The following is a 17,801-nucleotide window of genomic DNA, read 5'->3' on the forward strand; positions in this document are numbered from 1 at the left end:
CTTATCCGCACTGCGCCCGGTGGAGCAGCTTGTGGTCGGCGAGGACGAGCGCCATCATCGCCTCGACCACGGGCGCGCCGCGGATGCCGACGCAGGGGTCGTGCCGGCCCTTGGTCACGATGTCGGCCGCCTCGCCCGCCTTGTTGATCGTCGGCACCGGGGTGAGGATCGAACTCGTCGGCTTGAAGGCGACGCGGACAATCACCGGCTGGCCGGTCGAAATGCCCCCCGCGATGCCGCCGGCGTTGTTCGACAGGAAATCGGGGCGGTTGCTGCCGTCGCTCGCGGGGCGCATCGGGTCGGCATTTTCCTCGCCGCGCAGCCGCGCTGCATGAAAACCCGCGCCGATCTCGACGCCCTTCACCGCGTTGATTCCCATCATCGCGGCGGCGAGGTCGCTGTCGAGCTTGGCATAGACGGGCGCCCCCCAGCCGGCCGGCACGCCACTCGCCGCGCATTCGATCACCGCGCCGAGCGAACTCCCCGACTTGCGCGCGGCGTCCATCAGCCCTTCCCAGCGCTGCGCCGCGACGGGGTCTGGGCAGAAGAAGGGATTGCGATCAATCTCTTCGAGGTCGAAGTTCGCGGGATCGATCGCGTCGCCGCCGATTTCGGCGACCCAGGCGTGAATCTGGACGTCGGGGATGATCAGCCGCGCGACGCCGCCCGCGGCGACGCGCGCCGCGGTTTCGCGCGCGCTCGACCGGCCACCGCCACGATAGTCGCGGATGCCGTATTTGGCATCATAAGCGTAATCGGCGTGGCCGGGACGATAGGCCTGCGCGATGTCGCCGTAATCCTTCGACCTTTGGTCGACATTGTCGATCATCAGGCTGATCGGGGTCCCCGTCGTCTTGCCCTCGAACACCCCCGACAGGATGCGCACCTGATCGGGTTCCTGCCGCTGCGTCGTATGGCGCGACTGGCCGGGGCGGCGCTTGTCGAGAAAGGGCTGGATATCGCCTTCGCCGAGCGACAGCCGCGGCGGACAGCCGTCGACGACCGCGCCGAGTGCCGGTCCATGGCTTTCGCCCCACGTCGTGAAGCGAAATACGCGTCCGAAGCTGTTGAAACTCATAAGTCCTGTCCCAGTCGGCCGAATGCGGGCGCATAGTCGGCGCGGCCGCCTTGCGGCCAAGCCGCGCCCGAGTCCAGCATCATCGCCATGAAATGCGGTCCCGCGAAAGGCGAGGCAAAGCGCGCGCCAAGCTCGGGCGAATAGCCGAAACGCGGATAATAGGCCGCGTGCCCGAGCACGAAGCTCATCGCCACGCCGCGATCGCGCAGCGCATCGAGCCCTGCGCGGATCAGCGCATCACCGATGCCGCGGCCCTGGCGGTCGGGCGAGACCGCAACCGGCGCCAATCCCGCCGCCGAAAGCGCGGCGCCATCGGCTTCGCCATACATGCGGCTGAACAGCACATGCCCGGCGATCGCGCCGCCGGCGTCCGCGACCAGCGACACCAGCGCGTCGCCGTCCGCCTCGATCATGCGGACAAGATCGGCCTCGCCCTGATAGCCATGCGCCGTCGCGGCGAACGCCGCGCGGATGACCCCGTCGATGGCCCCGGCATCCTCCGCGCGCGCGGATCGGATGACCGGCGTATCAGGCAAGCGCGATGTCCGGGGCGTCTTCCTGCTTCATGCCGATCGTATGATAGCCGGCGTCGACATGGTGCGTCTCGCCCGTCACCCCGCTCGCGAGGTCGCTGAGCAGGTAGAGCGCCGATCCGCCGACATCGTCGATGGTGACGTTGCGGCGCAGCGGGGCGTTATACTCGTTCCATTTCAGGATCAGGCGGAAATCGCCGATGCCCGAAGCCGCGAGCGTCTTGATCGGGCCGGCCGAGATCGCGTTCACGCGCACGCCCTGCGGGCCGTAGTCGTTGGCGAGATATTTGACGCTGGTTTCGAGTGCCGATTTGGCGACGCCCATGACGTTGTAGTGCGGGATCACCTTTTCGGCGCCATAATAGCTGAGGGTCAGCAGCGAACCGCCGCCCTTGCCCGTTTCGGGATCGAAGGGCGTCATCATCGCCGCCGCGCGCTTCGCGACCGCGGTGAAGCTGTAGACGCTGATGTTCATCGTCATCAGGAAGTCTTCTAGCCCGACGTCGGCATAATGGCCGCGCAGCGCCTCCTTGTTGGTGTAGCCGATCGCATGGACGACGAAATCGATCGTCGGCCAGCGCTCGGCCAGCGTCGCGAAGGCCGCGTCGAGATTCGCCATGTCGGCGACGTCGCAATCGATCAGGAAATCGCAGCCGAGCTCGTCCGCCAGCGGCTTCACGCGCTTGAGCATCACGTCGCCCTGATAGCTGATCGCCAGCTCGGCGCCCGCACCGTGGAGCGCCTTGGCGATCCCCCAGGCGAGCGACTTGTCGTTCGCAAGCCCCATGATCAGCCCGCGCTTGCCCTTCATCAGACCCGTCATATATTTTCTCCGGCCTCTTCATTTCCGACAGTCACGTCGTCCACGCGCCCAATAGCGTCGTGTCCCAAATCCTCAACCTCTACGAGCGCGGCGTTGAGTTCGGCGCCGATCACCATACCCAATCCGACGAGATAGAAAAAGAAGAGCGCGACCATGACACCCGCCAGGCTGCCATAGGTTGCGTCATAGCTGAGCAGCCCCGCGAGCAGCGGCGGCAGTGCCAGCGTGACGCCGATCCACCACAATGTGGTAAACAGCGCGCCCGGCCATTTCGGACAGTTTTTGAGCCGCCGGTATTTCGACGGCGTCAGGCTGTAGAAGAGCATGTAGATCGCAAGGAACAGCCCCGCCCCCGACACCCCGCGCGAAATGGCGACGACGCCCCACGCCTGGAACTCCTGCGGCAGCACGCGCGTGACGAACTGTTCGATCCCGACGATCAGCACCTGCATGCTGAACGACAGCAGCATCAGCACGACCGCGCCGGTGATGATTCCGATCGACAGCAGCCGGTAGTGGAAAAAGCCGCGGCTGAAATGGGTGCCATAGGCGCGGCGCAGGATATCGCGGATCGTCTCGACGAGACTGCCGACGGTCCACAGCGCGACGAGTGCGCCGAGCCAGAGGAAGATGCCGGTGCGCGCGGTCATCACCTCGCGGATCGGCCCCGCCAGCGCCTTGGCGACGGTCGGCGGCATCAGCGAGAAGATCGCCTCGATCGCCGCCTCGCCGCCCGCGCTGCCGCCGAACAGCGACAGCGCCGCCGCGAGCAGGATGAAGAAGGGAAAGAGCGCGATCAGCGCCAGATAGGCGAGATTGCCCGCGTGGATGAAGCCGTCGGTGTAGGTTCCGACGACGACGCGACGGGCGATGCGGAACACGCGGGTGCCGGGACCCAGCGTTTCCTTGCCGCGATCGATGACCCCCTGCGCCCGCGCGCGCAGTTTGACGCGTTTCTCGCGCTCGGCGCGCGCTTCGGGGGAATGCGGCGAATGACCTTCGGCCAGAAACTCGTCGGCGACCTCCTCGGCGACTTCGCGCTCGAGCGCCGCGACGATCCCTTTCTCGGCGCGATCAGCCACGCATCACACGCCGAGGTCGGCCCTGACGGCGCGCGCGTCGGTCCAGCCGGCGACGAACGCCTCGAGCGCAGAATCCCCCGCGGGCAGGTCGACCATCAGCCGCACGAGCTGATCGCCGCGACCGCCGCCCTTCTGGCTGAAGCCCTTGCCCTTGAGGCGCATCACCTTGCCCGAGGTCGATCCGGCCGGGATCGAGAGCATCACGGGTCCGTCGACCGTCGGCACCTTGACCTTCGCGCCTGCGACCGCCTCGTTCAGCGTCACCGGCAGATCGAGGCGGATATTGCCGCCCTCGCGCACGAAGAAGGGATGGTCGCCGACGCTGATCGTGACGATGCCGTCGCCGCTGCCGCCGGGGCCCGGCTGTCCCTTGCCCGCGAGCCGCATCTGCGTGCCCGTTTCGACCCCCGCGGGCAGCTTGAGGTCGATCGTCTTGCCGTCGGCGAGCGTGATCCGCTGCATCGCCTGCGTCGCCGCGTCGACGAAGGAGACCGCCAGACGGTAGGCGACGTTCGCGCCCTTCTGCGGCGGCGCGCTGCGTCCGCCGAAACCGCCGAAGCCGCCTCCACCGCCGCGCCCGCCGAACAGGCCGTCGAAGATATCGCCGAAATCGGCACCCTCGCCGCCGAACCCGCCGCCAAAGCCGCCCTGCCCGCGCGGGTCGCCGCGAAAACCGCCGCCGCCATAGCCAAAGGGCATCGCGGGATTGCCGTCGGCGTCGATCTCGCCGCGGTCGTACTGGCCGCGCTTCGTCTTGTCGGACAGAAGGTCATAGGCCCGGGTGACGTCGGAGAATTTCTCCGACGCTTTCGGATTGTCCTTGTTCTTGTCGGGGTGCAACTCCTTGGCGAGCTTGCGATACGCGGATTTGATCTCCGCTTCGCTCGCGCTCTTCGCAACGCCAAGGGTGGAATAGGGATCTGCCATTTTTCTCCTGTAGCCCGATAAGATGTTGGCCGGAAAGGCCCGATTGCGTGCGCCATGTGGGAACGGCCGTTTCGGCGGTCAAGTTCCGCCGCGCGCAATGACGTTGAGCCTCGACCCCGCGGGCGCCGCGCATTAGAAGCGCGCGCATGACCGATCCCTTTGCCCTGTTCGATTCCTGGTTCGCCGAAGCGCGCGCGAGCGAGCCCAATGACAGCAACGCGATGGCGCTCGCGACCGCGACGCCCGACGGACGCCCGTCGCAGCGCATGGTGCTGCTCAAGGGACACGGCCCCGACGGTTTCATCTTCTACACCAACCTCGACAGCCGCAAGGGCGGCGAACTGGCGGCGAACCCGCATGTCGCGCTGCTCTTTCACTGGAAGTCGCTGCGGCGCCAGATCCGCATCGAAGGCGCCGTGACGCCCGTCGACGCCGCGACCGCCGACGCCTATTTCGCGACGCGCAGCCGCGACAGCCAGCTCGGTGCCTGGGCCAGCGACCAGTCGCGCCCGCTCGCCGACCGCGAGACGTTCGAGGCGCGCTTCGCCGCCATGCAGGCGCGTTTCGAAGGACAGGATGTTCCGCGTCCGCCGCGCTGGTCGGGCTGGCGCGTGACGCCCGACGCGATCGAATTCTGGCAGGATCGAGCGCATCGCCTGCACGAACGCACGCGTTTCGAGCGCGACGGCGGCGGCTGGACCAGCGGGCTGCTTTATCCATGAGCTGGCGCCGCTTTCCGATCACGCAGGTCGACGCCTTCGCCGACCGGCCCTTCACCGGCAACCCCGCCGCGGTGATGCCACTCGACGAATGGCTTGCCGACGATGTGCTCCAGGCGATCGCGGCCGAGAACAACCTCGCCGAAACCGCCTTCCTGATCCCCGACGAAAGCGGCGAAGCCGATTATGAGCTGCGCTGGTTCACCCCCGGGGTCGAGGTCGCGCTGTGCGGCCATGCGACGCTCGCGAGCGGCCATGTGCTGCTGTCGGCCGCGCCGTGGCGCGACGACATGCGCTTCCGGACGCGCAAGGCGGGCATCCTGCGCGTCGCGCGCGACGGCGAGGACGGCTACAAGCTGGCGCTCCCCGCCTATCCGCCGGCCGCCAAGGCGATGCCCGGCACCGTCAGGGCGCTGGGCGGCCACCCGGTCGAGACGCTGTGGCACGACGGCGGCTATGCGCTGGTCGTCTATCCCGACGCCGCGAGCGTGCGCGCGCTCGATCCCGACCTGCGGGCGCTGAAGGCGGACGGCGACATCCTCTATATCGCGACCGCGCCCGGCGCCGGTGATCCGTCGAGCGCCGATGTCGTCAGCCGCTGCTTCGCCCCCGGCGCCGGGATCGACGAGGATCCGGTGACCGGATCGGCGCACAGCGTGCTCACGCCCTATTGGAGCGCGCGGCTCGGCCGCGACAAATTCGGAGCCTATCAATCCTCCGCGCGCGGCGGCCATGTCGGCTGCCGGCTCGACGGCGCGATGGTCGAGCTCAGCGGAACATGCGTGACGACCGTGGTCGGCGAATTCCTGCTATAGCGCCGCCGCCAGGTCGGCGAGATGGCGACGAAGTTCGGGAAACTGATCGCCCCTGGTCACGCCGAGCCGGACGATCGTCAGGCGCTGCGACGGCGAGACGATGATATATTGCCCCTGGTGCCCGATGCAGGCGAACAGGTCGTTCGGGCCGCGGTCGGGCCAGAGCGCGGCGTCCGATCCGCGCGGACGCGGACGATTGAGCCAGATGTGCCCGCCGTAACCGCCGTCGCGCGGTGACGGGGCCAGCATGAAGCGCATCCAGCTTTCGGGCAGCAGCCGCTGGCCGTTCACGACGCCGTGATTGCGCAGGAATTCGCCGAAACGCGCATAGTCGCGCGCGGTCGCGTGCATGATCGACCCGCCGATCATCGTCCCCGCGGCGTCGAATTCGGGGGTCAGGCTGGTCATACCAAGCGGCTCGGCAAGGCGCCCCGCGATGAACTCGCGCACCGCCTCGCGCCGCGCGTCGGGGCTCTTCGACGGGGTCAGCGTGTCGGCCAGGATGTCGGCGAGGATGACGCTGGTCGCCGAACTATAGTTGAACATCTCCCCCGGTGCCGCCGCGGCCGGCTTGGCTTCGGCGAAGCCCGCCATGTCGCCCGCACCGTTGCCGAACAGCATCGCTACCGTGTCGCCGTCCCAGATCGGATCGCCATTCTCGACATGTTCGAGCCCCGCCGACATGTGCAGCAGGTGGCGCAGCGTGATCGCACCGCGCGGATCGCCGCTGCGCTGCCACGCCGCGACCGGCGCCGGACCGTCGAGCGACAATTGCCCGTCGGCAACGAGGAAGCCGGTCAGCACCGCGGTGATCGTCTTGGCCATCGACCAGCTGATCATCTTGCTTTGGGGTCCGAAACCCTGACCATAGCGTTCGTAGACCAGATCGCCGTCGCGCAGCACCAGCAGCGCCCGCGTCTCGCCGACATCGTCGGCGTCGACGAACAGCGCGTCGGCCCTTGCCCTGATCGCGGGGGCGAGCGCGTCAGGCGGCGGCACCGCCTCCGCTGCCGCGACCGCATCCGGTGGGCCGATCGCCGGGGCGGGCGCCGCGGGCGCGATCGTCCCCTGCCCCGCCGCCTGCGTCAGCGACCAGGCCCCGACCAGCGCGAGCGCGCCACTTGCCAGCAGCAGTTTTTTCGTGATCATGGACCGGGTGACTAACATCAACCCGCCCGCGACGGCAACGCCCGAGCCGCCCGCCCCCACGCCGTCGGTGCCCCCGCCCGAAGTCCCGGCGCGGCTGCGCGGGCGTCGGCGCGGAAACCGCTGGGGCGGCTGCCTGCCGTGGGCGCTGATCCTCGCGGTGCTGGCGACCGGATTTCTGGTCTGGAAATTCCCGTCATTCCGCGCGCAGGCCGAGCTTGGGTCGGCTTATGCCGCGCGCGTCGGCTGCTCGTGCCGCTACGTCCAGGGGCGCAGCCTCGAAAGCTGCGCCACCGATTTCGAACCGGGCATGGAGCTGGTCTCGCTGAGCGAGGACCCGGCAACCAAGACGATCACTGGCAGCGTCCCGCTGCTCGCCTCGCGCAGCGCGCGCTACGCGGGGGCCAGCGGCTGCCTGCTCCGTCCCGAGGACTAGGATTCGGAATCGGCGCCGAACAGGGCCGCGGCCACCGCGACCGCCGCCGGCGCACCGAACACGAGAATCCAGATCGCGGCTTCCTCGGCCCAGCCATAACCGGCGTAGAGGACGCCGACGAGCAGGTTGCCGATCGAGACGATCAGCCACAGCAGGATGAACAACCGCGTCGCACGGCGACGATCGCGGATCGCCAGCCGCAGCACGATCAGCAACGCGATCCCCGCGATCAGCATGATGGCGGTATGCGACATGATCATTCCTCCCCCGTCGTGGCGACCCCGGCGTACCGCATCCGCCATTCGCCCGGCGACAGGCCAAGCTTGTCGCGAAAGGCCGCGCACAGATGTGCGTGGCTCGAAAAGCCGGTGGCAAAGGCGATCTCCGCGACCGTCAGCGGCCGGTTCATCAGATACCAGCAGGCGCGGCGCAGCCGCTGGCGCAGCAGATATTGCCGCGGCGTGCGTCCCGTCGCGCGCGAAAAATGGACGATCAGGCTGTTGACCGACATGCCCGCCTCCGCCGCCATCTCCTCGACCGTGAACGGGTTTTCGATCCGCGCCTCGATCAGCGGGAGCAGCGCGTCGATTCGGTGCTCGGTGCGCGCCGACGCCCGCGCCACCGGCACACCCTCGACCGCGGCGGCGAGCAGCGTCAGGAGGGGATCCGCTGCCATCCGGTCGTCATCGGCGAGCGCGCGGACCAGCGTCGCCATGGCGGGATCGCGGTGGCTGGCGAGCGCACGGGCCGATGCGCCGATTGGCAACAGTCCGGGGTCGATGGCGACACGGACATAGCGCACCGCGCCGCCTTCGGCCCGGGCGCGATAATGATGGCCCGCCGGCGCGAGCCACAGCTCGCCGGGCAAGGGATCGCCGAGCGAGGTGCGCCGTCCGTCGAGCCAGGTCTCCAGCCGGTGATAGCTGCCCGCCTCATGCAGCATCAGCGCGTGGACGCCCGACTCGATCGTCCAGCTTTCGGGGCCACCGATCCGGTCGACGATACGGGCCGCGCTGATCCCCACCCCATCCATGGCGCCATCATGCCAATTCTGGGAGAATCTGAAAGCCTCGTTTTTCGGACGCGCCTACATTCGAATCCCACGCCTCCAGCCTTTCCGGAAAACAGACCATGCCCGACCACAGCCTCAACGGAAAAACCGTCCTCATCGCCGGCGGCGCCAAGAATCTCGGCGGCCTCATCGCCCGCGATTTTGCCATAGAGGGCGCCCGTGCCGTCATGGTTCACTATAACAGCGACGCATCACGCGCCGAAGCCGACGACACCGTCCATGCGATCCGCGCGGCAGGCATCGAAGCGCATGCATTCCAGGCCGACCTGACGAGCGCGGCGGCGATGGAGCGACTATTTGCCGACGCAAAGGCCGCGATGGGCGGCATCGACATCGCGATCAACACCGTCGGCAAAGTGTTGAAAAAGCCGATGGTCGAGATCAGCGAAGCCGAGTTTGACGCGATGAGCGCGGTCAATTCAAAGACCGCCTTTTTCTTCCTGAAAGAGGCGGGCAAAAATGTCAGTGACAATGGCAAGATCTGCACGCTCGTCACGTCGTTGCTCGGCGCATACACGCCCTTTTATTCAAGCTATGCTGGCACCAAGGCGCCGGTCGAACATTATACCCGCGCCGCGTCGAAGGAGTTCGGCGACCGCGGCATTTCGGTGACCGCGATCGGACCGGGTCCGATGGACACGCCCTTCTTCTACCCCGCCGAAGGGCCCGAGGCGGTCGCCTATCACAAGTCGGCGGCGGCGCTGTCGCCCTTCAGCCCGACCGGACTGACGCATATCGAGGATATCGTGCCGTGGATCCGCTTCCTCGTGACCGACGGCTGGTGGATGACCGGCCAGACGATCCTGGTCAACGGCGGCTACACGACCAAGTGACCCCTCCCGGCGGGCGGTCTCTCCCCCTTTGGCCGCCCGCCAGCTTTTTCAGCCGTCCGGCGCGAGAAAGGCGTCGATCGCCGCGTTGACCGCGTCGGGGGCCTCCCACGTCACGAAATGGCCGCAACCGGGCACCTTGACGATCGCGGCATTCGGAACCAGCTCCGCCATTCCGTCGAGGTTCGACGGCGGCAGCGCGACGTCGTCGAGCGCCCAGATCACCAGCGTCGGGATCATGAGCTTCGGAAAAGGCATCGCAGGCGGTTCGGCGTAGGGCGCATCCATCGCCGGCACCTCGATCGGCGAGGCGCGATACCAGTTGAGCATCCCGAAACAGGTGTCGCGATCCTGCCAGTCGGCGAGCGAGCGGACGATCTCCTCGGGCGGGGTCGGCGCTCCCTCGAGCCGCCCTTCGAACGCCTTGGCGAGCAGGCCCGCGAGCCCCTGTTCGCGGACGAGTGCGTCGTTCGCAGGTTCGCGGAACATCCGGATATACTGGCTCGCCGCGCGCTGCGCCGGATCGACCTGGAGCAGGCGGCCGAAGATGCCGGGGTGCGGCGCGTTGGCGATCACCGCGCGCGTTACGCGCCCCGCCCATTGCGGGTGCAGCCCGCCCGGCTGGCCGCCGAGCGCGACGCCCCAGCTGATCGCCCCGCCCCAGTCGTGGCCGACGATGGTGAAGGTTTCGACGCCCAGCGCGTCGGCGAGCGCGAAGACGTCGGCGATCAGCTTGTCGGGCGAATAGGCGTCGACCTCCTGCGGTTTCGACGACCCGCGATAGCCGCGCTGGTCGGGCGCGATGCAGCGGAAGCGGGTCGCGAAATGCGGCAGCTGGCCCCTCCAGGTGCGGTGCGATTCGGGAAAGCCGTGGAGAAAGATCAGCACCGGCGCGTCGCGCGGCCCCATGTCGACGACATCGAGTTCGACCCCGGTCGAAAGCTTCACGCGCTGCTGCTCGAAATCGCCGGTCATCCTGCTCTCCCTCGGGTTGCGTTTCGCAACCTGATGGCTGGGATCGGCGGAGCTGGCAAGCGGCGCGGCGTCGACTCACGACCGGTTGCGAACTTCAAGATCCTCCCTGTGGCGAAGCCATGGGGAGGTGGCAGCGCGAAGCGCTGACGGAGGGGCGAAGGACGCAGCGCTGCGGCCCCTCCCCATGGCTTCGCCACAGGGAGGATTTAGATATCCGCCAACGACCGTTAGTCGCCGATAGAGATGCGCACCCCGGCGAAAGCCGGGGCCCAGAATGCCGACACGAACCCGGCGTGTTTCTGCAATGGACCCCGGCTTTCGCCGGGGTGCACGGAGGGCGGACTTCGGTCATTTTCCGTCATCCCGGCGAAGGCCGGGATCCCACCCTGCAAGCCATGATGCTCCGGCGAGATCCCGGCCTTCGCCGGGATGACGACTGAAAACGGGCAGTCCGCTCCCCACCCCAAAGCCGCGGCGCCGCCCGATGAAAAAATCAGAACGTCGGCACCCGGTTCTCCTCATCGACCGGCAGCGTCTTGAAGATCGGCCATTCGCGCATGTCACCGCCCTCGTCATTGCAGCGTCGCGACGAGATTTGGGTGCCGTCCTTGAGGATGATCAGTCCGCCATAGGCGATCTCGGGACTGCCGCCTTCTTCGGTCATCCCCATGCTCGGTGCGGTCCAATGGGCGTAGACGATGTAGCTGTAGTCACCGTTGACGAACCGCAAAGTCTGGTCCTCACCGCGGGCATAAAGCGTGCGGTGATAGAAGAGGCGGCCGCTCGCCGCATCGGCGACCAGCCGCAGTTCGACTTTCCGTCCCGTCCCGTAGCGATAGACGAGCGCCTTTCCCTGCTGCGTCACCGTCAGCCGCCTGGCGCCGATCGCGCAGTCAAAGACCGGTTCGGGCGCCCCAGCCAGCGCGAGCGCAAGGAACAGGCTCACGGATCGCTCACCGTCTTGGGGATCTCGGGGATCGGAATGAATTCCTCGCTGTCGCCGGGGACGAGCGGGAATTTGCGGTCCTTCCAGTCGTGCTTCGCCGCGTTGATGCGATCGCGGCTGGAGCTCACGAAATTCCACCACACATGGCGCGGGGTCGTGAACGCCTCGCCGCCGAGCAGCATCACCCGCGCATCGCTGTCGGCGCGCAGCGTCATCGCCTGACCGGGTTTCAGGATATAAAGGCTGTAGCGCTCGAGCGCTTCGCCATCGAGGCTCGCATCGCCGAGCGCGACCAGTATCGCGCGCTCGTCGGCCTCGGCCTCAATCGGGATCGTCGCGCCCGCGTTCATCAGGATGTCGGCATAGATGGTCGCGGCATGCTGGGTGATCGGCGCTGTCGCGCCCCACAGGCTGCCCATGATGATGCGCGCCGATACGCCGCTGTCCTCGACCAGCGGCAGGTCGTCCTTCGCGACATGTTCGAACGCCGGGTCGATCTCCTCCTTGCCGTCGGGCAAGGCGAGCCAGGTCTGCATTCCCGAAATGGGCGATCCGGTCGCGCGCTCGGCCGCGGGGGTGCGCTCCGAATGGACGATGCCGCGCCCCGCGGTCATCAGGTTGCACGCGCCGGGACGGATCGTCGCAAAGGTGCCGAGGCTGTCGCGATGCTCGATCGCCCCCTCGAACAGATAGGTGACGGTCGCGAGGTTGATGTGCGGGTGCGGGCGCACGTCCATGCCGCGGCCGATATCGAAATGCGCAGGACCGAACTGGTCGACGAAGATGAAGGGCCCGACCATCGTGCGCGCCTTGTTCGGCAGCGTGCGCCGCACTTCGAAGGCGCCGAGATCGTGGCTCGAGGGGGTGATGACGTCCATCGGTCAGTCCAGCCTTTCCAGGGTCTTGCGAGTCTTTTCGGTTTCGACATTGCCGGTATTGAGCGTCGAACCCGGTTCGAGCAGCAGCACCTGGCATTCGCCGTCGAGCGCTTCGGGACAATGTTCGGTTCCGTGCGGCACGATGATGAACTCGCCGGGTTCGACGATCACGTCGCGGTCGCGGAACGCCATCTTCATCCGCCCCGCGACGACGAGGAACAACTCGTCTTCGACATCATGGTGATGCCAGTCGAATTTGCCATCGAGCTTGACCAGCTTGATCTGGAAGTTGTTGATATCGCCCGCAACGCGCGGATTCCAGTGATCGTGGAACGTCGCGAAAGCGTCGGCCAGATTGACCTTGTCCGTCGTCATCGTCCGCTTCTCCTACATTCCCACCGGTTCGATCGTTTCGACGGCTTGCTTCAGCCGGGGAATCAAGGCGTCGAAATCGAAACCGCGATCCGCGCGGCTGGCGATGTCTGCGGTCACGATCCGGCCGTTGATCATCGTCGTACAGGTCACCGTCAGGATCGTAATCGTCTCGCGTTCTGCCGTCGCAGTGATCGTCATACGCGATCCGGTATAGATGCACGCATCATCATGGCCGAGCGCGACGCCCGAGATGTCGGCCTCGACCTTCGCACCGGTGTCGCGCTCCGTATTCCGCTCGACATCATCCGAAAATTCTTCCGACTCGCGCTGCTTCAGATATTCGGGGCTGGCGAACTTGGCGGCGGTCGCGCTGATGAATTCAGCGCGATCGGCAAAACGCGTTCGATAGTTTTTGAGATATTTTAGGTAGATGAAATCCTGATCGTTCGGCCCCTTGCCGATCGTCTCGCACAGGAAGACAAAGGCGAGCTTTGCCAATATCACGCCGGCCTCGTTGACAGTGTCCTCGGTGTACATCGCGGGCAGGTTCCGCGCGGTGCAATAGCCGGTCGGAACCGGCATCGCATAGCGTTGCGCGTCGACATCGAAGGCAAGACGTGCCGGCGCGCGCGAAGTCGCCATCGGCGGACGCACCGACGGCGGCGGCATGACGATCGGCTCGGACAGCAGCAGCGCGAGCGCGATCATTCAGCCTTCGCCCGGCACCGTCGCGCGGAGCGCCAGCGCATGCACGCGCTGTCCCGGCAGGTCGCCCAGCGCCTTGTTCACGGCGCGCTGACGCGCGACGCGATTCATGCCGGCAAAGCCCACCCATTCGATGTTCAGGCTGAAATGCGATTCGCCGCTGCCGTCATCGCCCATATGGCCGTGATGGCTGGCGCTGTCGTTGCTGAGGGCGAAAATCGCGTCGGGAAAAGCCGCGCGGAGCAGGCTTTCCATCTCTTGCTGTACGGGTCCGGGGGTCGTCATGGGGTTGACCATAGGCGCTGCGTCGCCAAATGATAAGGCCTCCCCCGCTTCCCGAAGGCCTGCCTTGTCCTCCTCTGCCCGCCCGTCCCGCTTTCACGGCCGCGTCGATCGCGAAGAAGTCTGCGCCGTGCCCGGATGCCGCGAAGCGGGCGAGTTCCGGGCGCCGGTGTCGTCGCATCGTTCGCCCGACGGTCCGCCACCCTGGCGCTGGCTGTGCCTCGACCATGTCCGCGAATTCAACGCGAGCTATAATTTCTTCGACGGGATGAACGCCGACCAGATCATGGCGGCGCAGTCACCCACCGCGGGCTGGGAAACCGAAAGCCGCGCCTTCCGCGCTGCGGGCAGTGCCGACCTGCCGCCGCGCTGGGCCGATTTTCGCGATCCGATGGACGCACTCGGCGCGCGGTTCCGCCAGCGGATGGACGAGGCGCGGCGCGAAGCGGCCGATCCGCGCTTCACCCGCGAGGAGCATCGCGCGCTGCACACGCTCGGGCTCGAAAGCCGCGCCGACCGCGGTGCGCTGCGTCGCCGCTACAGCGAGCTGGTGCGGCGATATCACCCCGACCGCAACGGCGGCGACCGCAGCCATGAAACGAGACTCGGCGAGGTGGTTGCGGCATATCAACTGCTGCGCAAGGCAAAGGCCTTCGCATAGGGAGACGACGATGACCGAGCTGGACGAGAAGCGCATCGCGATGGTCCGGCGCCATATGGCGCTGGAAATCGCGCACGACTGGGACGGCGTCATCGCGACCTTCGAGCATCCGCGCTACGAGTTGCTGGGGCCGGGTGCGATCTTCGACGGCGAGGCCGCGGTGCGATCCTATTTCTCCTCGTCGCGTGAACCCTTTCCCGACCAGGCGAACGAAGTGATTGCGATCGCCGCCGATCCGGACAGCGACACGGTGCTCGTCGAATTCTGGCTGACCGGCACGCATCTCGGCCCGCTCAGGCTCGGGCTGCGCACGATCGAGCCCACCGGCAAGGCGTTTCGCGTGCGCATGGCGGCGAGCTTCGAATTCGCCCCCGGCAGCGACAGGATCGTCTGCGAACGCCCTTATTACGACCAGTCGTCGGTGCTCAAGGCACTCGACATCCTCTAGAATAGACGTTGCAAGCCGCAACCCATGGCGATACCGGCTAGCCGACCCGTCGCCGTGCGGCGACCTTCCCTGCCTGTCCCGTTGGAACATTGCCATGACCGATATCCCGAACAGCCTCCCCGACCACCACGGCTCGACGCTTCTCAGCGCGCCCGATATCGAGGTCGACGCACGCGAGGTCTTCGGGGTCGATATCGACATGAAGATCCCGGCGTTCAGCGAGGCCGACGAACGCGTCCCCGACCTCGACCCCGCCTATGTCTTCGACGGCGACACGACGCTCGCGATCCTCGCGGGGTTCAAGTTCAACCGCCGCGTGATGGTGCAGGGCTATCACGGCACGGGCAAGTCGACGCATATCGAGCAGGTCGCGGCCCGGCTCAAATGGCCGTGCATCCGCGTCAACCTCGACGCGCACATCAGCCGCATCGACCTGGTCGGGCGCGACGCGATCGTGCTCAAGAACGGTCAGCAGGTCACCGAATTCCGCGAAGGTCTGCTCCCCTGGGCGCTGCAGACGCCGACCGCGCTCGTCTTCGACGAATATGATGCGGGCCGTCCCGACGTGATGTTCGTGATCCAGCGCGTGCTCGAGGCCGAGGGCAAGCTGACCCTGCTCGACCAGAATCGCGTCATCCGCCCGAACCCGCATTTCCGCCTGTTCGCGACCGCGAACACCGTCGGGCTGGGCGACACGAGCGGGCTGTATCACGGCACGCAGCAGATCAACCAGGGCCAGATGGACCGCTGGAACATCGTCGTCACGCTGAACTACCTCCCGGCCGCGACCGAGAGCGCGATCATCCTCGCCAAGGTACCGGGGACCGACGACACGACCGTCGCCAACATGGTCAAGGTCGCCGACCTGACGCGCCAGGGCTTTATCAACGGCGACATCTCGACCGTGATGTCGCCGCGCACGGTGATCAGCTGGGCACAGAATGCCGCGATCTTCAACAATATCGGTTTCGCCTTCCGTCTGAGCTTTCTCAACAAGTGCGACGAAGCCGAGCGGATGATCGTCGCCGAATATTACCAGCGCGTGTTCGGCGAAGACCTGCCCGAGGGCGTGATCGGGAAATAGCGCCCGCACGATGACGACGGCCGAATCGCCCAGGTCGACATCGTACCATGGTCATATCGACGGGCTGCGCGCGGTCGCGATCGCGCTTGTCCTGCTGTTCCATTTCGGCTTTGCCGGTGCGGCGCAGGGCTTCCTCGGCGTCGACATCTTCTTCGTCATCTCGGGCTTCCTGATCGGAGGGATCGTGCGGACGGCGCTCGTCGGCGGGCGCTTCGGCATCGTCGATTTCTATCGCCGGCGGATCGCGCGAATCGCGCCGGCACTGCTCGCGGTCGCCGCGGTGACGCTGGCGGCGGGTTACTGGCTGCTGCTGCCCGGCGATTTCGCCCGGCTCGCGCAGGAGATCCGCGCGGCGAGCCTCAGCATCGCCAACTGGTTCTACGAACCCCAGCACGACTATATGGGGCGGCCGCGGCGCGACATGTTCTTCCTGCACAGCTGGTCGCTGTCGGTCGAGGCGCAATTCTATGTCGCCTTCCCGATCGCCGCGCTGCTGCTCCATCGCTTCGGACTGTTCCGGTTGTCCGCCATCCTGGCGCTGCTGGCGGCCAGCCTCGCCGCCTACCTGCTGATCGGGGTCGGGGAGCCGCGCCACGCCTTTTATTTCTCGTCGCTGCGCGCGTGGGAGTTCCTGACGGGAGTTGCGATCGCCGTCATGCCGGTCCGCATATGGTCCCCGCGTGTCGCGCTCGTCGCAGCCACGGCCGGGGCGCTCGCGATGCTGATCCCCGCCTTCGTCGCCATGCCGCTGAGTTTCCTTCCCCGCGCGGCGTGGCAATTGCTGTGCGTCGCCGGCACGGCGCTGCTGCTGGCGGCCAATCTCGGCGCGCCCGCCAACCCGGTGGCGCGGCTGCTGTCGATGCCCGTGATCCGCGGGCTGGGGCTGATTTCCTATTCGCTCTACCTCGCCCACTGGCCCCTGCTGATGCTGGCACAATATTGGCATATCGAGCCGCTGCCGCCCGGCTGGCGCCTGCTGCTCCTGCTCGCATCGCTGCTGCTCGCCTGGCTCGGCTGGTTCGTCGTCGAACGCCCGGTGCGACGCTGGGCCAACCGCCCGGGGACCTCAGCGATCCGCGTCTATGGCGCGGCGCTGCTCGCCGCCGGCCTCGTCGTCGCGGCGACCACCGCGCTGATCCATGCGCGGGGTTTCCCCGACCGGCTGCCCGAGCGCGAACGGGCGCTGCTGGCGGTCCGCAAGGAGCGTAGCGCCTGCGCCCCCGTCCCCTCGCCTTTCGTGCCCGCCCCCGGCTGCCTTTTCGGCGACCGGACGGTGCCGCCCGAGATCGCGATCTGGGGCGACAGCCACAGCCAGCAGCTCGGCTATGTGCTCGGCGACGAACTGGCGGGCATGAACCGCTCGATCGCCCGTTTCACCTCGCCCGGCTGCCCGCCGCTGATCGGGGCAAACATTGCGGGACACTCCGGCTGCGCTGCTCTCAACGACCGGATCGCCGCCGATCTGGCCGCGATGCCGTCGGTCGAGACCGTCGTTCTGATCGCCTATTATGAGCGCCACCTCGGCCTTGGCCGCGAACAGCGGCTCGCCGGTTTGCGACGGAGCGTCAAGGCGATGCGGAGAGCTGGCAAGCGCGTGATCATCGTCGGCCCGTTGCCCAAACCGCACTATAACGTGCCGAGCGGGCTGGTGCGGCGGCTGTGGAACGCGCGCAGCGACGTGCCGACGGCGATCTCCGAGCGCGAATATCGCGCGCAAAGCGCCGCGCTCCGCGCCGACTTCGCGACACTTGCCGCGCCCGGCGCCGTGACGGTCGTCGACCCCGGTCCGGCGCTATGCCGCGACGGCCTCTGCCCCTATGCGATCGACGGCGAGCTCCTCTATTCGGACGACAATCATGCGACCCTCGCCGGCGCGCGCCGGATCGCCCGGCGCATGCTGCCCCTGCTGGCCTTGCCTGACAGCCGCGTGGCCGGATAAGACGCGGTCATGATGTGCCACGCCCGCCGATGCCCGACATGATACGC

Annotated in this window: 22 protein-coding genes; 8 read left to right on the top strand and 14 right to left on the bottom strand. The window is 67.2% G+C overall.

All coding sequences use genetic code 11. The annotated features are described in order from the left end of the window. Position 1: 1 nt before the first annotated feature. The 5 genes from aroC to EAO27_RS12080 are packed head-to-tail and all read right to left on the bottom strand — an operon-like array spanning position 2 to position 4,443. On the bottom strand, positions 2-1,078 hold the full coding sequence (gene aroC / locus EAO27_RS12060; RefSeq protein ID WP_242769931.1) for a chorismate synthase: 1,077 nt from the start codon (positions 1,076-1,078) through the stop codon (positions 2-4). Continuing rightward, positions 1,075-1,614 carry an N-acetyltransferase gene (locus tag EAO27_RS12065; protein WP_242769933.1) on the bottom strand — a complete coding sequence of 180 codons (540 nt, stop codon included), beginning with the start codon at positions 1,612-1,614 and terminating at the stop codon, positions 1,075-1,077. Before EAO27_RS12065 ends, aroC begins: the two co-directional genes overlap by 4 nt. Next, on the bottom strand, positions 1,607-2,434 hold the full coding sequence (gene fabI / locus EAO27_RS12070) for an enoyl-ACP reductase FabI (protein WP_242769935.1): 828 nt from the start codon (positions 2,432-2,434) through the stop codon (positions 1,607-1,609). The genes EAO27_RS12065 and fabI overlap by 8 nt, the downstream gene beginning before the upstream one ends. Further along, positions 2,431-3,516, bottom strand: coding sequence for a YhjD/YihY/BrkB family envelope integrity protein (locus EAO27_RS12075; protein ID WP_242769937.1), 1,086 nt, complete (start codon positions 3,514-3,516; stop codon positions 2,431-2,433). The genes fabI and EAO27_RS12075 overlap by 4 nt, the downstream gene beginning before the upstream one ends. Before the next feature lie 3 nt (positions 3,517-3,519). After that, a complete protein-coding gene (locus EAO27_RS12080; protein ID WP_242769939.1) occupies positions 3,520-4,443 on the bottom strand; it encodes a DnaJ C-terminal domain-containing protein in 924 nt (307 codons plus the stop codon). A gap of 146 nt (positions 4,444-4,589) precedes the next feature. On the opposite strand from EAO27_RS12080, the gene pdxH reads away from it, so the two are divergent. Together pdxH and EAO27_RS12090 are read left to right on the top strand one after the other, a co-directional pair. Further along, on the top strand, positions 4,590-5,165 hold the full coding sequence (gene pdxH / locus EAO27_RS12085; protein WP_242769941.1) for a pyridoxamine 5'-phosphate oxidase: 576 nt from the start codon (positions 4,590-4,592) through the stop codon (positions 5,163-5,165). Beyond that, on the top strand, positions 5,162-5,977 hold the full coding sequence (locus tag EAO27_RS12090; protein WP_242769943.1) for a PhzF family phenazine biosynthesis protein: 816 nt from the start codon (positions 5,162-5,164) through the stop codon (positions 5,975-5,977). The genes pdxH and EAO27_RS12090 overlap by 4 nt, the downstream gene beginning before the upstream one ends. Here the strand turns inward: EAO27_RS12090 and EAO27_RS12095 are convergent. Further along, positions 5,972-7,126, bottom strand: coding sequence for a serine hydrolase (locus tag EAO27_RS12095; protein WP_242769945.1), 1,155 nt, complete (start codon positions 7,124-7,126; stop codon positions 5,972-5,974). The two genes, EAO27_RS12090 and EAO27_RS12095, sit on opposite strands and share 6 nt — an antisense overlap. Between EAO27_RS12095 and EAO27_RS12100 the strand changes: the two genes are divergently transcribed. Next, positions 7,125-7,559, top strand: coding sequence for a hypothetical protein (locus EAO27_RS12100; RefSeq protein ID WP_242769947.1), 435 nt, complete (start codon positions 7,125-7,127; stop codon positions 7,557-7,559). The genes EAO27_RS12095 and EAO27_RS12100 overlap by 2 nt on opposite strands. Here the strand turns inward: EAO27_RS12100 and EAO27_RS12105 are convergent. After that, positions 7,556-7,813 (bottom strand): hypothetical protein, encoded by a 258-nt coding sequence (locus EAO27_RS12105; protein WP_242769949.1) that lies wholly within the window; start codon positions 7,811-7,813, stop codon positions 7,556-7,558. The two genes, EAO27_RS12100 and EAO27_RS12105, sit on opposite strands and share 4 nt — an antisense overlap. 2 nt (positions 7,814-7,815) lie before the next feature. Further along, positions 7,816-8,583 (bottom strand): AraC family transcriptional regulator, encoded by a 768-nt coding sequence (locus EAO27_RS12110; protein WP_242769951.1) that lies wholly within the window; start codon positions 8,581-8,583, stop codon positions 7,816-7,818. 107 nt (positions 8,584-8,690) lie between these two features. On the opposite strand from EAO27_RS12110, the gene EAO27_RS12115 reads away from it, so the two are divergent. Further along, positions 8,691-9,464, top strand: coding sequence for an SDR family oxidoreductase (locus EAO27_RS12115; RefSeq protein ID WP_242769953.1), 774 nt, complete (start codon positions 8,691-8,693; stop codon positions 9,462-9,464). A gap of 48 nt (positions 9,465-9,512) precedes the next feature. Here EAO27_RS12115 and EAO27_RS12120 read toward each other — a convergent pair whose 3' ends face one another. The 6 genes from EAO27_RS12120 to EAO27_RS12145 form a co-directional block, all read right to left on the bottom strand. Beyond that, the gene (locus tag EAO27_RS12120) at positions 9,513-10,436 is read right to left on the bottom strand and encodes an alpha/beta hydrolase (protein ID WP_242769955.1); all 924 of its coding nucleotides are present in this window, start codon (positions 10,434-10,436) and stop codon (positions 9,513-9,515) included. Between the two features lie 493 nt (positions 10,437-10,929). Next, positions 10,930-11,382: a hypothetical protein gene (locus EAO27_RS12125; RefSeq protein WP_242769957.1), complete on the bottom strand. Its 453-nt coding sequence runs from the start codon at positions 11,380-11,382 to the stop codon at positions 10,930-10,932. After that, complete coding sequence (locus tag EAO27_RS12130) at positions 11,379-12,260, bottom strand: pirin family protein (RefSeq protein WP_242769959.1); 882 nt, start codon at positions 12,258-12,260, stop codon at positions 11,379-11,381. Before EAO27_RS12130 ends, EAO27_RS12125 begins: the two co-directional genes overlap by 4 nt. A gap of 3 nt (positions 12,261-12,263) precedes the next feature. Continuing rightward, on the bottom strand, positions 12,264-12,635 hold the full coding sequence (locus EAO27_RS12135; protein ID WP_242769960.1) for a cupin domain-containing protein: 372 nt from the start codon (positions 12,633-12,635) through the stop codon (positions 12,264-12,266). 12 nt (positions 12,636-12,647) lie between these two features. Further along, positions 12,648-13,343, bottom strand: coding sequence for a hypothetical protein (locus EAO27_RS12140; protein ID WP_242769963.1), 696 nt, complete (start codon positions 13,341-13,343; stop codon positions 12,648-12,650). After that, a complete protein-coding gene (locus EAO27_RS12145; protein WP_242769966.1) occupies positions 13,344-13,625 on the bottom strand; it encodes a BolA family protein in 282 nt (93 codons plus the stop codon). It abuts the gene before it with no gap. A 127-nt stretch (positions 13,626-13,752) separates the two neighbouring features. On the opposite strand from EAO27_RS12145, the gene EAO27_RS12150 reads away from it, so the two are divergent. The 4 genes from EAO27_RS12150 (at position 13,753) to EAO27_RS12165 (ending at position 17,754) form a co-directional block, all read left to right on the top strand. Next, positions 13,753-14,283 (top strand): J domain-containing protein, encoded by a 531-nt coding sequence (locus tag EAO27_RS12150; protein WP_242769970.1) that lies wholly within the window; start codon positions 13,753-13,755, stop codon positions 14,281-14,283. 10 nt (positions 14,284-14,293) lie between these two features. Next, the gene (locus EAO27_RS12155; RefSeq protein WP_242769973.1) at positions 14,294-14,731 is read left to right on the top strand and encodes a nuclear transport factor 2 family protein; all 438 of its coding nucleotides are present in this window, start codon (positions 14,294-14,296) and stop codon (positions 14,729-14,731) included. A gap of 94 nt (positions 14,732-14,825) precedes the next feature. Further along, positions 14,826-15,815, top strand: coding sequence for a cobaltochelatase subunit CobS (gene cobS, locus EAO27_RS12160; protein WP_242769976.1), 990 nt, complete (start codon positions 14,826-14,828; stop codon positions 15,813-15,815). A gap of 10 nt (positions 15,816-15,825) precedes the next feature. Continuing rightward, positions 15,826-17,754, top strand: coding sequence for an acyltransferase family protein (locus EAO27_RS12165; RefSeq protein ID WP_242769979.1), 1,929 nt, complete (start codon positions 15,826-15,828; stop codon positions 17,752-17,754). Positions 17,755-17,801 lie beyond the last annotated feature (47 nt).

Source organism: Sphingopyxis sp. YF1 (genome assembly GCF_022701295.1).
In the GTDB taxonomy this organism is placed as follows: Bacteria; Pseudomonadota; Alphaproteobacteria; order Sphingomonadales; family Sphingomonadaceae; genus Sphingopyxis.

What these genes read in the sequence shown, in the direction of transcription:
- EAO27_RS12080 (WP_242769939.1), bottom strand. Translation starts at nt 4,443, where the DNA reads ATGGCAGATCCCTATTCCACCCTTGGCGTTGCGAAGAGCGCGAGCGAA.
- EAO27_RS12135 (WP_242769960.1), bottom strand. Translation starts at nt 12,635, where the DNA reads ATGACGACGGACAAGGTCAATCTGGCCGACGCTTTCGCGACGTTCCAC.
- EAO27_RS12120 (WP_242769955.1), bottom strand. Translation starts at nt 10,436, where the DNA reads ATGACCGGCGATTTCGAGCAGCAGCGCGTGAAGCTTTCGACCGGGGTC.
- cobS (WP_242769976.1), top strand. Translation starts at nt 14,826, where the DNA reads ATGACCGATATCCCGAACAGCCTCCCCGACCACCACGGCTCGACGCTT.
- EAO27_RS12115 (WP_242769953.1), top strand. Translation starts at nt 8,691, where the DNA reads ATGCCCGACCACAGCCTCAACGGAAAAACCGTCCTCATCGCCGGCGGC.
- EAO27_RS12165 (WP_242769979.1), top strand. Translation starts at nt 15,826, where the DNA reads ATGACGACGGCCGAATCGCCCAGGTCGACATCGTACCATGGTCATATC.
- fabI (WP_242769935.1), bottom strand. Translation starts at nt 2,434, where the DNA reads ATGACGGGTCTGATGAAGGGCAAGCGCGGGCTGATCATGGGGCTTGCG.
- EAO27_RS12155 (WP_242769973.1), top strand. Translation starts at nt 14,294, where the DNA reads ATGACCGAGCTGGACGAGAAGCGCATCGCGATGGTCCGGCGCCATATG.
- aroC (WP_242769931.1), bottom strand. Translation starts at nt 1,078, where the DNA reads ATGAGTTTCAACAGCTTCGGACGCGTATTTCGCTTCACGACGTGGGGC.
- EAO27_RS12100 (WP_242769947.1), top strand. Translation starts at nt 7,125, where the DNA reads ATGGACCGGGTGACTAACATCAACCCGCCCGCGACGGCAACGCCCGAG.
- EAO27_RS12140 (WP_242769963.1), bottom strand. Translation starts at nt 13,343, where the DNA reads ATGATCGCGCTCGCGCTGCTGCTGTCCGAGCCGATCGTCATGCCGCCG.
- pdxH (WP_242769941.1), top strand. Translation starts at nt 4,590, where the DNA reads ATGACCGATCCCTTTGCCCTGTTCGATTCCTGGTTCGCCGAAGCGCGC.
- EAO27_RS12090 (WP_242769943.1), top strand. Translation starts at nt 5,162, where the DNA reads ATGAGCTGGCGCCGCTTTCCGATCACGCAGGTCGACGCCTTCGCCGAC.
- EAO27_RS12105 (WP_242769949.1), bottom strand. Translation starts at nt 7,813, where the DNA reads ATGTCGCATACCGCCATCATGCTGATCGCGGGGATCGCGTTGCTGATC.
- EAO27_RS12095 (WP_242769945.1), bottom strand. Translation starts at nt 7,126, where the DNA reads ATGATCACGAAAAAACTGCTGCTGGCAAGTGGCGCGCTCGCGCTGGTC.
- EAO27_RS12130 (WP_242769959.1), bottom strand. Translation starts at nt 12,260, where the DNA reads ATGGACGTCATCACCCCCTCGAGCCACGATCTCGGCGCCTTCGAAGTG.
- EAO27_RS12145 (WP_242769966.1), bottom strand. Translation starts at nt 13,625, where the DNA reads ATGACGACCCCCGGACCCGTACAGCAAGAGATGGAAAGCCTGCTCCGC.